A 13,689-nucleotide genomic window follows, 5' to 3' on the forward strand; every position below is an offset into this window, starting at 1 on the left:
TGGTGTATGGGTGTTAAAAATCTATATCTGCAATTATCTTGTGATTAATCAAGACAACTGGGAATACCCAATACAGCACAAGGAAAATTAGGATATAATCTATCAATCAAAGGATGATGGACAGATTGACAACCTAAAACCAAAACATCAGCAGCTTCTAATTCAACAACTTTTTTCAACTCAGTGGCTAAGTTGCCAAACCGCAGATGAGATTTAAAATGACTCTGCCATTCATGACCTAAACTTTTGGCTTGCCAAAGAATTTTATCTGCTTTATCTGTCCATGAATTGCTGATTAAATCTGGTTTTGGTTTAGTTAATACCAGTGTATTTGATTGCTGTTTTTCACAATCTGGATATTCTAAAGCAAGCTGCTTTTGGGGCAAATTTAAGTTATAATGAGAATAACTAATTGCCTTTTCTTCTATTACATAAACAGCCTGTACATTGACTTGAATGTTAGTAGCTAAATGGGTTTGATGAGCAATACAAAAAGCGATATCTAAGGCTGTATGACTATTAGGTGAAGCATCATAGCCAACCATTAAAGTGAGTGATTTTGTTTGTGAATCTTTTTCACTAACGCATTTTTGAGTATCTGGTAGTAATACCATTTGCTCCATGAGGTCATAGCGACCAATGGCAGTTTGTAATCTTGCTAACAATGGCTTAACTTTCACAGCTTTAACTTCTCTCCCTTGAAACGAATGATCAATGAGAAGCAGGGATACCAATTTTGGATTTTAGATTTTAGATTTTAGATTTATCTGCAATCTAAAACCATTAATCAAAAATCTCCAATTGATTAAGGAAGCCCCAATAATAACTGCTATTACAGCCAAGTTTTTGGGGGTTCCTTCCATTGCCGACGGAGTTAGCTGACGGGCTAAGACTGGAAGGTGTCTCTCAATTAAGATTAGCCCCAATTATTTGGTTCCTCCGCTCCAAATCCAGCTTTCATGAATTTGAATTAGGCTACCCACAGAGTTTTGCGAAATTTAAAAGTGAAAAGTTAAGATGTTCAAAATCTCAACCTTTCACTTTTTGAATTGTAGCTTATATTTCCAAAATTGTATACCCATCAAATCATCATTTCAGGACTTACGCAAATGGATGATTAATTGAAAGCGAGAATAGGGCATAGCGCATAGGTGATTTTTTCTTGCCCCATGCCCTATTCCCAGAGCAAACTATTGATTTATCGTATTCTCTATGCGTGGGTCCTAAATTTATGTCACTCTTCTGAAGTAAAGTAGCGGTCTAGGAAATTTAGAGCGTGATTACGGAGTTCAAAGTATTCTTTAGAGTTGCGAATTGCACTGCGATCGCGTGGACGCTTAAACGGAACTTTCAGGATTTCTCCAATATTAGCGCATGGTCCATTGGTCATTAAGACAATGCGATCGGACATATAAATTGCTTCATCAACATCATGGGTAATCATCATTACTGCTTGACGATGATTTTCCCAGATATCTAATACCTGACGCTGCAATTTTCCGCGAGTTAAAGCATCCAAAGCCCCAAAAGGTTCATCCATTAATAACATTTTAGGACGAATTGCCAAAGCTCTAGCAATTCCTACTCTTTGTTTCATACCTCCAGAAATTTCATCGGGATACTTATCGGCAGCCGCCATTAAGTTTACCATGGACAAATGCTCATTGACAATGCTAATTCTTTCGGCACGATTAGCATTTTTTATCACTTCATCTACAGCTAGACGGATATTTTCGCGTACAGTTAACCAAGGTAACAACGAATAATTTTGAAACACCATCATTCTATCAGCGCCTGGTTTACGGATTTCTTTACCATCTAAACGGACTGAGCCAGATGTGGCTTTTTGAAATCCACCAATAATCTTCAGTAATGTTGATTTTCCACAACCAGAATGACCGATTACAGAAATATACTCATCTTCACCAATTGTCAGATTAACACCATCTAAAACAACAGCATCTCCTTTGTCTGCTGTCGGATAAGACTTGACTAAATTTTCAACTTCCAGAAATCCATGATGGGGCTTAACTTCTTGATAAGACTCGTTTGAGAAGGAGGTATATTGCATGATTAACTACTCCTGAATTAGTTAAATTTTTTTGTACCTAAAAATCCCAGCAGTGGCGTATTGCAATACGCCCATACATTAGGACATAAAAATGCGAGTGGGAGCCTTTGCTTTGATGGCAAAACTGTTTAGATAACCTACAGGATCACTAGGATCAAATCCTTTTTTATCTATAAAGACTTCTGGCGGTTCAACTTTATAATCATCCTTGGGGCATTGAATTCCCATTTCCGCCGCTATATCTCGATATAAATCTGTTCGCCACCCTTTTTCGGCTACTTGATTGGCATTTTTGGGAACTTCTTTAATTTGTCCCCAACGGGCAGCTTGAGTCATTAACCAGATGCTTTGGGAACGCCATAAAAATGTCGAATGTTCTCCTGTTTCGTGGGGAATACTGTCAGGAATATCATAGAAAATGGTCGTATCATCTGCTTTGATAGTGCGGTCTTTGCCATCAAAACCACCATAGTTATAATTACCAACAATTCCCGGAGAAGTTAACTTAGTTAAAGGCTGATTTTTCTGTTTTGGTTTTGCCCCAGTAAAGGATATTTCTGTTAATAATTGTGCTACTTCTTGGCGATTTTCGGGTTTGCTGCAATATTGACAAGCTTCAATCATCGCTTTCACCAAAGAACGATAGGTTTTGGGATAATTGTTAATGAAAGATTCCATTACTCCCAGCAGTCTATCTGGGTGTCCCTGCCAAATTTCTTTACCTTGAGCGAATGTAAAACCAATACCTTCGTTACCTGTAATTGCTCTACTGTTCCAAGGTTCAGCTACCATATAAGCTTGCATAGAACCAATTCTCATGTTTGTCACCATTTGCGGTGGGGAAACAATGATGACCCGAAATTCTTTGAAGGGGTCTACACCAGCAGCAGCAGATATATAACGAACAAAGTATTCATAAATAGCCGAACTCAAAACTACCGCCCAAATTTTCTTTTCTGGGGGTTGTTGGTTAAAATAGCCGCGAAAATCTTTGCCAAAGGCTTCTAAAGCACCATCACCATATTTTTGTTGATATTCGTACCAGGGACGTATGCCAAAGTCCCACATCTCTTTGTTCATGGTCATGGCGTTACCATGACGGTGTATGGTCATTGCTGCACATAAGGGGGCATGACGCGCACCTTCTGCACCTATTCTCGCATTAGTGACAGCACCGGAAACCACCGGTGCAGCATCGAGACGACCAAAAATTAAACCATCGCGGGAGTTTCCCCAACTAGCTTCGCGGTTGAGTTTGACATTTAAACCATATTTGCGGAAAAAACCTTTTTTCCAAGCGATCGCAAATGGCGCACAATCATTAACAGGAACATAACCAACAGTAATATCCGGTTTTTCTAAATCTTGGGGTCTAACTACAGGTTCTACAGCTAAAGCGGCTTCTGTCAGTCCCTTAACAGACTTATCTCCAGATGTCCTACAGGATGATAACGCTATTCCCGCAGTTGTTAAACCTATTCCCTTAATAAAATCTCTGCGAGTCCAATTATTTTCATTCATAATTGTCTACAATTTTGGATTTTGGATTTTGGATTTTGGATTTTGGATTTTGGATTTTGGATGATGCAAAATTTAATGGATAAGCTTTGTAAGCTTCCATATTTTGAAATCATTTTGCAAATTAGTATCAGTTTTCTCTCTCAATGTGAGACAGGCATCTTGCCTGTCATAGCTGTAACTAAATTTTTGCCCTGTTCCCTGTTCCCTGTTCCCTGTTCCCTTTTACTTCACACTTCCTGGACGGTGAGTAACAAATTCTTGAAGCTTACCCACAGCGTAATCTAAAACCAAGCCAGTTAAGCCAATTACAAACACAGCCAAAAATACAGAACTAAGATTTAAACGACTCCATTCATCCCAAACAAAAAACCCAATTCCCACACCACCAGTTAACATTTCTACAGCCACAATTACCAACCAAGCAATACCTAAACTAATTCGCAAACCTGTAAAAATATATGGCAAACTAGCAGGCCAAATAATTTTGATCATCTGCCGCCAACGTGGCATTTCTAACACTTGTGCCACATCTAAATAATCTTTGGAAACACTAGCAACTCCCAAGGCTGTATTAATAATAGTTGGCCAAAGGGAAGTAATGAAAATGACAAAAATAGCTGAAGGCTCTGCCAAATTGAAAATAGCTAAGGAGATAGGCAACCAAGCTAGGGGTGAAACTGGTTTAAATATCTGAATAATGGGATTAAAAGCCAGCATTGCCGGTCTAGACATCCCAATTAAAAAGCCCAAGGGAATTGCTACTAATGCACCCAAACCAAAACCTAATATTACCCGGCGTAAACTGGCTAATAATAACCAACCAATTCCTAAATTACCCGGACCTCGTTCATAAAAGGGATTTAAGATGTAGTCAAGATTGGCAATTAAAGCTTCTGGTGGTGTAGGCATTAATTCACGATTAGCAAGTGCTACTATCCACCACAGGATAATTATTCCTAAACAGCCTAATGCTGGGAATAAGAACTCATCTCGAAAAATAACAGGTTTTGCTTTTTTCCAAGCAAACTGTCCAGCAACCGCAAAGATTGCAGCTAAATTAAGTTGTAAAATCATCTTGTAACCTCAACAGAGTTCAGTACAGATACACTGAATCTGAGCAGTACCAGCCTTGGACACTGATGAGATCAAAACATTAATCAAAATGCTGTCTCTTCAGTCTCCTCTCAATGCCTACGAAGTTAGCTGACGGACTAGGGTTGAGAGATACCCCTTTTTGCTCGATTTTGGCTTATTTTCTAACATTAAGTTGGAAATTTATTCACCCATCAAAACAAAAATACGCCCCATAATTTGGTTCCTCCGTTCCAACGCTGTTGACTCTAACGCGTTAAATTAGGCTGACTTACTCACAATTAATAGTAACAGCGAAAATCTAACATTGATGAATAGTAATAACATCAGTAGTTAGAACAAAAATTAGTTACTTTACTACTTACATCAAGCGGTTTAACTGATTTTATGCTGTACTATCAACATATTTCATCAGGTTAGTAATAATTCAAAATACAGTATTCAAAATCGAGTAAAAATCTGATTTTTAGAGTGATTATTGCTAATTTTTTGAGAAACTAACTTTTCTATATTCCTTTTACCCAGAAATATTCTGACTCCTGACTCCTGACTCCTGAATTCTTACAATAAACCTTGTTTTTTCAATTTAGCGATCGCATCCTCAGCCGCAGCCTTTTCTGCTTCTTTTTTATTTTTTCCTCTACCTTCACCGCGTTCTTTACCCTCTACTAATACTTTAGCGATAAATTCTGGTGCATGAGAGGGTCCGCCTATTTGTTCTGTTACGTATTTCGGAGGATTTGCACCAATTTCTCGTTGTACCCATTCCTGAAAGCGATTTTTGGAATCTACATTTGAACGAGGTTCTACAATATGTTCTGATACAGAATCAAATAATGGTTCAAGAATGACTTTGAGTGGTTCAACATTATAACCATTATCTAAATAATATGCACCGACTACGGCTTCAAATGTGCTACTGAGTAAGTTTGGATTTTGAAAACCTCCATCTCTAATTGTTCCTTTTCCTAATCGCATCCTGAAGTCTAAACCAACTTCTAAGGCAAATTTTGCCAGTTGTTTTTCTTCCACTAATGCAGAACGACGACGGGTTAATTCATCTTCTCCTTTTTCGGGATGACGACTATATAAATATTGTCCACTGATGAAGTTTAAAATTGCATCTCCGAGAAATTCTAAGCGTTCGTTGTGTTCTCCTTCTCCTGGGTTTTCATTGACATAGGAACGATGGGTGAGTGCTTGACGCAGGAGTTTTTCGTTGTTGAATGTAAGAAGTTTGTGCATTTTGATGTTTTATTTTGGGCATTTAATAGAAGGGCGGGCAAGATACCCACCCCACAAAATTACAGCCTGAAAACTTCAGGTATTACTGAGAAACAGGTAGTTTTACACCTGGTGGAAACAGACTATTTCCACGAGAACGGTTACAAGTTAAACAAGCTAGTCGTAAGTTCTCTAAAGAATTAGAACCACCACGACTTTTTGGGAGAAGATGTTCAATAGTTAGTTTATCTATTGACATTGACTTACGACACCACCAACAACAAGAACCATATACATCAGACAGTTTTTGCTTCTTGCTGTGTTTTTGTTTGGTATTCATGTGAATTATTTTCCGTTGATTTTTTTATCAACAGCATCAGAAACCCACACATCTATCGCAATAAAACCACATCAAGGAAAAAACTATCAGCTTTTCCTCAAGTAGCTTTTCTATGCTAACCAATTTCAGTGTTAACTCAGTTTCAGTCTCAGCAACAGCATTCCTCCCTGACTGGTCTTGCTTTATTCCTTAGCTTGAACATTTAGCCAAATGCCTTTCTTTCTTCGCAGTTATAGCCTAGTCAACGATAAAATTAAGACACTAGACTAAATGTTCAAACGAAGGAGTAAGGCAGGATCAGTCAGAAAGGAATCCTGATGCTGAGACAACCACCGACGCTTATGCGATAGAATTTCGCTTGAGATGTCAGATATTTGGCTGTCTTTTTTATACACTTACATAGTGAATCTGGAATGTCAATACTGAATTTTAAGTTAAAAAGAAGAAATAATTTATACTATTAATATATTCTTATTGATTTCAGTAAGGTGAGAATAAAGTTATTATTATAATATATCAAAATACTAAATTATCAACCAATATCAGCTAAATATCAGCTAAAGATATTTTCCATGATGCTGTAAGAAAAGGATTAGAAAAAGAGGGTTGGGTGATCACAGGTGATCCTCTAAGATACAAGGTTGGGTTGTAGCTTGCTTCCCGTAGGGTACAAAGTGAAACCCAACAAACCGTTGTAAATGTTGGGTTTCGTTCCTCAACCCAACCTACATAATTTCATTGTTTTGAGCTTAACCGACAAGTATTGTGAAAGACTTGATTTTCCGTAGGGTAATTCATGAATTACCCCTACATTGTGTACTTGATAGCTCTCCATATTGCCCATCGAGTAGGGGAAGATAGGAAAAAATAATTATGAATTGCGATATGTTGTCAATAATTGGGGAATATAATCATAGCCATCTACACCAATAACCGAAATCATTTTTGGGCGATTTTGTTGCAGTAAAACTTGGAATTGATCATCACCAACTTGTCCTTTTAAGATTGTCAATAAACCTGCGGGTTGTCGCCACTCTTGAGAGGAAATTTGCTCTAATAGATACATTCCTAAAGCACCAGTATAAATGGATTTTTCAAAATTTAATAGGTTGTAATATGCTTCTGCTAAATAAGCTAAATTTCGACCTTGGGTATATAAATCTCCCGAAACTTGGGCGGTTTTAAAACCGACTTCTAGATATTTAATGGCATTTTCGTATTGTGCGGTGACTAAATAAGCAATACCTAAGCTGCTAAAACATAAAGATTGAGTTTGAATGTCACCTAATTTTTCGGCTAATTTTAAACCTTGTTCTAAATAATTAATTGCTGATTCATAAACTTCAGGTTCAATGTTTTCTAATTGCTGTGCTTGCATCACTTCGCTGTAACCTAAATTTACCAACGCATTAGTTTCTCCAGTTTTGTCACCTGCTTGTCTACTTAATATTAATGCTCTTTGACTATTGTTAATTGCTTCAGCATAATTTTTTTCTTGAACGTAGGTACGACTGAGGTGATTAAGATTAGCAATTTCACAAGCTGTATCTCTAGCATTTCTCGCTATTTCTAAAGCTTGTTGATGAAAATTAATTGAGCGAGGATATCTGCCTAAAGCTCGTTGAGAATAACCCAATAATGTTAAGATTCTGGCTTTTTCTTGTGTTCCGTCCGCAGAACGTAGAGGTGCATCTAAATAATCAAGAGCATCCCGCAAAGAACTACCAGAAAAGGAAGCAAAAATCCCACCATAAAGGGGAAAATAAGGACGCTGGGCAAAAGTTCGCAGAATTTGGAGCATTATTTGTGAAGCTCCATTACTATATATTACTGCTTGGGGTTGAAAACCATTTGCTAATTGACTCCAAATTACTGCAAAGGTTAAAAATGTGGAAATGGATAATTTAGGACCTGCTTGAATATCATAAGCTTGTTGATCAAACCAGGTAACTAAACCCCGTTGTAGGAATTGTAAAACTATTGCTAATTCTACCCAATTGCTGAGGTTAATGTTTTGTTGTTTTTGGGTAAATTCAATTGCAGATTGTTCTATTGCTAAGGTGTGAAAAAATGATTGTGGTATTTCGCTTTTAACTAATTTTGCCCAACTTGCCCAAGGTCCTCTTTCACCGGGTACTCCACCAAAACCGAGAGAACCTTTTTGTTCATACATCCAACTGAGGAGGTTTTCTTGGATACGTTGCCAAGAAGCAATACCCTGAGTAATACCTGTGGATATCTGCGTTAAATCTGTGTTAGCTGCACCAAATTGTTGTAGGGATTTGGCTAATTGTTGTAGTTGCGATAAATTTAAGGGCTGTTTTTGATTAGGATCGGTGTAGCGCAGCAATACGGATAAACGTTCTTCATCGCTGGCAATGGTAATTTCCCGTACTGCTAAAGCTATGGCTTCTATGGTTTTGTTTTGCTCTTGCCAACGTTGCCATTGTGTTTGTATGGTTTTAATGGCTCTTAAACTGCGGGTGTCTTTGGCTTTTTTGAGTTCGTCTTTTTCGCTTTCTACTTGGGTTTGTAGGGTTGTCAAGCGATCGCTCAATGCTAACTCAAACACTTCTCCTGTACCAGAAGTGATGCCTTTGAGTAGCATTTGATATACCTGCTCTACAGAGCTAATTTTACCCTTGAGGGTGGTTTCGACTATTTCATCAATTAATGCGAGGTATTTATCTTGTAAAGGTAGGGATTCTGACACTTTAGCTAATAGAGAACTTCACAACAATTCTCATTTTATTGCATTAATTACTCACAATACTAGAGAATTTAGTGGAATTGATAATTTAAAATTAGAAGATTGGGAAATTTAATAAATACAGACAAATAGCGATTCCTACGGAGCGCTTCGCTATCGCACCCCTTCAACTTCCCAACATCTATTTTTTAACGAACCACAGAGACACAGAGAACACAGAGAACACAGAGTAAGAGCGATTCCTACGGAGCGCTTCGCTATCGCATCCCCCCAACTCCCCAAACAGCGATACCTATGTCTTCGACACGCTGCACGAACGGTCAGCTATCTCTACGAGACGCTACCGCGAACGCTATCGCAATGTGATGTTATGGATAAATTTATGATAAAATAAAACATAGTCAAGAACAAATATTTTTTATGTTAAATTTAGAAAGAATTACATTTGATCGGCAAATTATGGCAGGACAGGCTTGTATTCGAGGAATGCGAATACCTGTTTCTTTAGTGGTAAATCTGGTAGCTAATGGTAAAGCGATAGAGGAGATTTTAGAAGAATATCCTGATTTAGAAGCTGAGGATATTCGTCAATCTTTACTTTATGCAGCTTGGTTGACTCAAGACAAAGTTTATTCTATTAAAACTGCTTAACAATTAAATCATAATTAATCATAATTAATCACAATTAAAATGAAGTTTTTAGCTGATATGGGCATTTCACTACGTACTGTATCTTGGTTGCGTAGTGGTGGTTATGATGTGGTGCATTTACGTGAACAAGGTTTGCAAAAATTACCAGATCCTGAGATTTTAATTAAGGCTTGTGCAGAAGAGCGAATTATATTAACTATAGATTTAGATTTTGCTCAACTTTTAGCTGTCAGTGGGGATAGTTTACCTAGTGTGATTTTATTTCGTTTGGGTAATGAAAATTATCATCTCATTAATCAATGTTTAACCGAAATTTTGAGTCAATGTCAGGAAGATTTAGAAGCAGGAGCAATTATTTCTGTAAATAATGAAACTTTTAGAGTTAGAAGATTACCTATATAGAAAAGCGATCGCCCAAAATAAGCTACGCGATCGCACTCCCTTCAACCTCCCAAACAGCGATACCTACGGAGCGCTTCGCTATCGCATTCCCTCACTCTCCTAAAAGCGATACCTTCGGTGTTTAAATCTGATATACTTTTAATAGATCAAGTTAATCATAAGTTTTACTTGATATTAATTAACTAGAATCTAAGAACATGAAACAATATAAAACTATACAGCTACAATTGAAACCAGAAATAGAAGCTCGTCTGATTAACCAAGCTACTAAGCAAGGTTTATCAATTGAATTTTATCTTGAATCTTTGATTGAAAATAGTTTGAAAAATCACGAGGAAAAATCTTTTTCTCCAGTAACAACTGATGAAGATTGGGAAACAGAACTTATGAGTTTAATCAATAGTCCTGCTTTTGCTGTAGCACCACCACTTTTAGATGCAGCTATTAGTCGGGATAGTATTTATACCAGAGAAGATGAAATGTTATGAAATATCTGGTAGATACTAATATTTTACTGCGTTTGGTACAAAAAAATAGTCCCATGCACCTTGATACTCAAAGGGCAATTTTAACGCTCAAAAAACAAGGTGAATTTTTATGTATTATTCCACAAAATATAATTGAATTTTGGGCTGTTGCTACAAGACCTCTAGATAAAAATGGGTTAGGTTTATCTATCACTCAAGCTGAAGAAGAAAGCGCAAAACTGAAAAAGATATTTATATTGGAATTGGATATACCACAAATTTTTACTGAGTGGGAATCTCTGGTTATTCAATATCAAGTGATGGGAAAACAGGTACATGATGCTCGTTTAGTAGGGGCTATGTTAGCTCATAATATTACACATTTATTGACATTTAATGCTGATGATTTTAAACGGTTTTCGGATATTGTAGTTGTTGATCCACGTAGTGTTGTTTAATTACAAGAGATCGCACCTCCTCAACCTTCCCAAAAGCGATACCTTCGGTAAGCTATCTCTTCGAGACGCTACGCGAACGCTAACGCACCCCCTCAACCTCCTAAACAGCGATTCCTACGGAGCGCTTCGCTATCGCACCCCCTTCAACTTCCCAAAAAGCATATAATGACTTATAATAAATTAATATGGAAATAAAATTTGTAGGGTTACAGTAATGCAATTAGAAGGTTATTTTGACTTTATCTCAGAAGCAGATATTCGACTGAAAGGACACCGTATTGGTATTGATAATGTACTTGATCATTATTTAGAAGGATATACACCAGAAGAAATCGGTGCTAATTTTCCTGATTTGAGTTTAGAGCAAATTTACGCGACCATTACTTATTATTTACATAATCGTCCTCAAGTTGATTCTTATCTTTCTAATTTGGCAAAATATCGAGAACAACGTTATCAAGAATCAATTACTCGTCCTTCAGCTTTGTTACAAAGATTGAGAAACTTAAAAAGTACAAAATCTCAACAGCAGGTAAGTATTTTGTGAAGGTACGTTTTTTACTGGATGAAAATTTGCCACCTCGTCTGAAGTTAGCTATTTTAAGATTAAATTCCGAAATAGATATTTTGCGTGTGGGTGAAGATAATGCACCACCAACAGGTACTTTAGATCCTGAGATTTTGCGTTATTTACAATTATCTCAAAGAGTTTTAGTAACAGATAATCGTGCTAGTATGCCAGGACATTTGGAAGCACATTGGGGAGAAGGTGGCCATATTTGGGGTTTATTTTGGTTGCGTCCCCGAACACCAATGGGTAAGTTACACTTGCTGATTCTGATCTGATATACTGATAATATGTAAAAATAATCAAATCTAGTATTTTATGATTAATAATAACCAACTCATCACAGAAACATCCTCAACTACACCCTGGAATGATTTATTATTAGAAATTGCCCAAACTCCAGAAGAATATATACCAGAAATATTGGAAATTGTCCGTTTATTTCGTCAAAATTTGATCAATAAACCAACAACTTTGATAAACACAGAAAAACACAAATTAAACTGGCAAGAATTTATTAATCAAACAGCAGGAAGTTGTGCTGATGATCCAATTATTCTGGATGATTTAGGTATTGATGATAGCTTAGATGACAGTTTAGAAGAAATGATTAATTGCTAGGAATACAAACTGATGAAATATTTATTAGATAGTAATGTTTGTATTCAATATCTTAATCAAAGATCAGAAAAAATTATTCAGCGTCTTCAAGATTTGTCTGATATAGATATAGTAGTTTGTTCTATTGTGAAGGCTGAGTTATTTTATGGTGCAATGAGAACAAATAATCCTGCGAAAACTCTGCAAAAGCAGCAGGAATTTTTAAATCGTTTTATTTCTTTGAAGTTTGATGATGAATGTGCCGTAATTTATGGTGAAATTCGTAGTAAATTGGCTGCTAAAGGTACTCCTATAGGAAATAATGATTTACATATTGCTGCTATTGCTATAGCTAATAATTTAACTTTAATTACTCACAATACTAGAGAATTTAGTAGGATTGATAATTTAAAATTAGAAGATTGGGAGATTTAGTAAACAGCGATTCCTACGGAGTGCTTCGCTATCGCACCCCGTCAACCCCCCAAACAGCGATTCCTACCGAGCGCTTCGCTATCGCACTCCCCAAATATCACTTCTAACTTACATAGGAGAGTGACAGGTGAGTTACGCTAACACATATCTTCCTTAAATTGTGATATACTCGATAAATTGAGAGGTTGAGTTAATAATGGAAACGCAAGAAATTCTTCAATCTTTGCCAAAACTCAGTATCAATGAACGCTTGAAAATAGCTGAATTTGCCTTACAATTGGTTAATCAACAACAAGAATTTTTAACAAAAGAACAGCAAAAACATCAATTAGCATTAGCAGCTATTACAGCTATTGAAGATTATGCAAATGATGGTGAATTAAATGTTTTCTCCGATTTAGATGGAGAAGATTTTTATGAATATCCAGATGAAGATTAACAGAATTTGTTAAATTTATGTATAGAGGTGAAGTCTGGTTAGTTAATTTAGATCCAACTGTAGGCACAGAAATTAGTAAAAAACGTCCTTGTATTATAGTTAATAATAATGCCATTGGTATTTTACCTTTAAAGGTGATTGTTCCGATTACAGATTGGAAAGAACGATATTCTATCAGACCTTGGATGGTAAAATTAGAACCAAATATAGAGAATAGTTTGGCAAAAGTTTCTAGTGTTGATACTTTTCAAATCCGTTCTGTTTCAGAAACACGATTAATTAGAAAATTAGGTCAACTTTCTGAATCAGAAATGCAGCTTATTTCTCAAGCATTAGCTGTGGTGTTAAGTCTTTCTCTGTCAACGTGAGATCGCACCCCTTAACTCCCCAAACATCCTTTTTTAACGAACCGCAGAGACACAGAGGACACAGAGAAAGAGCGATTCCTACGGAGCGCTTCGCTATCGCACTCCCTCAACTCCCCAAACATCTTTTTTTAACGAACCACAGAGACACAGAGGACACAGAGAAAGAGCGATTCCTACGGAGCGCTTCGCTATCGCACTCCCTCAACTCCCAAACAGCGAACTGCTTGCAGCAGCGCTTACGCTATCGCATCCCCTCAACCTCGCCAAACAGCGATAGCGTTCGCGGTAGCGTCTCGAAGAGATAGCACTCCGCAGGAATCACTTAGATCATCGTAGTTATCAC

17 protein-coding genes, 1 pseudogene and 2 riboswitches are annotated in these 13,689 nt (G+C 37.0%); of the genes and pseudogenes, 11 read left to right on the top strand and 7 right to left on the bottom strand.

Annotation, left to right across the window (positions count from 1 at the left end; translation table 11 throughout):
- Window positions 1–44 precede the first annotated feature (44 nt).
- The 6 genes from VB694_RS11745 to VB694_RS11770 all read right to left on the bottom strand — a co-directional run bounded on the left by VB694_RS11745 (window position 45) and on the right by VB694_RS11770 (window position 6,248).
- On the bottom strand, window positions 45–680 hold the full coding sequence (locus VB694_RS11745; RefSeq protein WP_323360497.1) for a universal stress protein: 636 nt from the start codon (window positions 678–680) through the stop codon (window positions 45–47).
- 171 nt (window positions 681–851) lie between these two features.
- Window positions 852–987, bottom strand: a riboswitch (cyclic di-AMP (ydaO/yuaA leader).
- 247 nt (window positions 988–1,234) lie between these two features.
- Complete coding sequence (locus VB694_RS11750) at window positions 1,235–2,071, bottom strand: nitrate ABC transporter ATP-binding protein (RefSeq protein WP_323360498.1); 837 nt, start codon at window positions 2,069–2,071, stop codon at window positions 1,235–1,237.
- A gap of 78 nt (window positions 2,072–2,149) precedes the next feature.
- A complete protein-coding gene (locus tag VB694_RS11755) occupies window positions 2,150–3,592 on the bottom strand; it encodes an ABC transporter substrate-binding protein (RefSeq protein WP_323360499.1) in 1,443 nt (480 codons plus the stop codon).
- 222 nt (window positions 3,593–3,814) lie between these two features.
- Window positions 3,815–4,666 (bottom strand): nitrate ABC transporter permease, encoded by an 852-nt coding sequence (ntrB, locus tag VB694_RS11760; protein WP_323360500.1) that lies wholly within the window; start codon window positions 4,664–4,666, stop codon window positions 3,815–3,817.
- A 99-nt stretch (window positions 4,667–4,765) separates the two neighbouring features.
- Window positions 4,766–4,962: riboswitch (cyclic di-AMP (ydaO/yuaA leader) on the bottom strand.
- A 283-nt stretch (window positions 4,963–5,245) separates the two neighbouring features.
- Window positions 5,246–5,929, bottom strand: a complete 684-nt coding sequence (gene rnc, locus VB694_RS11765; protein ID WP_323360501.1) for a ribonuclease III — start codon at window positions 5,927–5,929, stop codon at window positions 5,246–5,248.
- A gap of 82 nt (window positions 5,930–6,011) precedes the next feature.
- Window positions 6,012–6,248, bottom strand: a complete 237-nt coding sequence (locus VB694_RS11770; RefSeq protein ID WP_137668799.1) for an HNH endonuclease — start codon at window positions 6,246–6,248, stop codon at window positions 6,012–6,014.
- Window positions 6,249–6,798: 550 nt separating this feature from the next.
- On the opposite strand from VB694_RS11770, the pseudogene VB694_RS11775 reads away from it, so the two are divergent.
- Window positions 6,799–6,894, top strand: a pseudogene (locus tag VB694_RS11775) (element excision factor XisH family protein); the annotation flags it as partial.
- A gap of 225 nt (window positions 6,895–7,119) precedes the next feature.
- Here VB694_RS11775 and VB694_RS11780 read toward each other — a convergent pair.
- Window positions 7,120–8,961, bottom strand: coding sequence for a tetratricopeptide repeat protein (locus VB694_RS11780; protein WP_323360502.1), 1,842 nt, complete (start codon window positions 8,959–8,961; stop codon window positions 7,120–7,122).
- 417 nt (window positions 8,962–9,378) lie between these two features.
- Between VB694_RS11780 and VB694_RS11785 the strand changes: the two genes are divergently transcribed.
- The 10 genes from VB694_RS11785 (at window position 9,379) to VB694_RS11830 (ending at window position 13,346) form a co-directional block, all read left to right on the top strand.
- The gene (locus tag VB694_RS11785) at window positions 9,379–9,609 is read left to right on the top strand and encodes a DUF433 domain-containing protein (protein WP_323360503.1); all 231 of its coding nucleotides are present in this window, start codon (window positions 9,379–9,381) and stop codon (window positions 9,607–9,609) included.
- A gap of 39 nt (window positions 9,610–9,648) precedes the next feature.
- A complete protein-coding gene (locus tag VB694_RS11790) occupies window positions 9,649–10,011 on the top strand; it encodes a DUF5615 family PIN-like protein (RefSeq protein WP_323360504.1) in 363 nt (120 codons plus the stop codon).
- A gap of 197 nt (window positions 10,012–10,208) precedes the next feature.
- Window positions 10,209–10,499 (top strand): hypothetical protein, encoded by a 291-nt coding sequence (locus VB694_RS11795; RefSeq protein WP_323360505.1) that lies wholly within the window; start codon window positions 10,209–10,211, stop codon window positions 10,497–10,499.
- Window positions 10,496–10,936 (top strand): type II toxin-antitoxin system VapC family toxin, encoded by a 441-nt coding sequence (locus VB694_RS11800; RefSeq protein WP_323360506.1) that lies wholly within the window; start codon window positions 10,496–10,498, stop codon window positions 10,934–10,936. Before VB694_RS11795 ends, VB694_RS11800 begins: the two co-directional genes overlap by 4 nt.
- 214 nt (window positions 10,937–11,150) lie before the next feature.
- Window positions 11,151–11,483 carry a DUF433 domain-containing protein gene (locus tag VB694_RS11805; protein WP_323360507.1) on the top strand — a complete coding sequence of 111 codons (333 nt, stop codon included), beginning with the start codon at window positions 11,151–11,153 and terminating at the stop codon, window positions 11,481–11,483.
- A complete protein-coding gene (locus VB694_RS11810; protein ID WP_323360508.1) occupies window positions 11,480–11,782 on the top strand; it encodes a DUF5615 family PIN-like protein in 303 nt (100 codons plus the stop codon). The genes VB694_RS11805 and VB694_RS11810 overlap by 4 nt, the downstream gene beginning before the upstream one ends.
- A gap of 40 nt (window positions 11,783–11,822) precedes the next feature.
- Complete coding sequence (locus VB694_RS11815; RefSeq protein WP_323360509.1) at window positions 11,823–12,125, top strand: hypothetical protein; 303 nt, start codon at window positions 11,823–11,825, stop codon at window positions 12,123–12,125.
- A 12-nt stretch (window positions 12,126–12,137) separates the two neighbouring features.
- Window positions 12,138–12,539, top strand: coding sequence for a type II toxin-antitoxin system tRNA(fMet)-specific endonuclease VapC (gene vapC / locus VB694_RS11820; RefSeq protein WP_323360510.1), 402 nt, complete (start codon window positions 12,138–12,140; stop codon window positions 12,537–12,539).
- Window positions 12,540–12,735: 196 nt separating this feature from the next.
- Window positions 12,736–12,978 (top strand): hypothetical protein, encoded by a 243-nt coding sequence (locus VB694_RS11825; RefSeq protein ID WP_323360511.1) that lies wholly within the window; start codon window positions 12,736–12,738, stop codon window positions 12,976–12,978.
- A gap of 17 nt (window positions 12,979–12,995) precedes the next feature.
- Entirely contained in the window at window positions 12,996–13,346 is a 351-nt protein-coding gene (locus tag VB694_RS11830; RefSeq protein ID WP_323360512.1) for a type II toxin-antitoxin system PemK/MazF family toxin, read from the top strand.
- The last annotated feature ends 343 nt before the right edge of the window (window positions 13,347–13,689 follow it).

This window comes from Anabaena sp. UHCC 0451 (assembly GCF_034931405.1).
GTDB lineage: Bacteria > Cyanobacteriota > Cyanobacteriia > Cyanobacteriales > Nostocaceae > RDYJ01.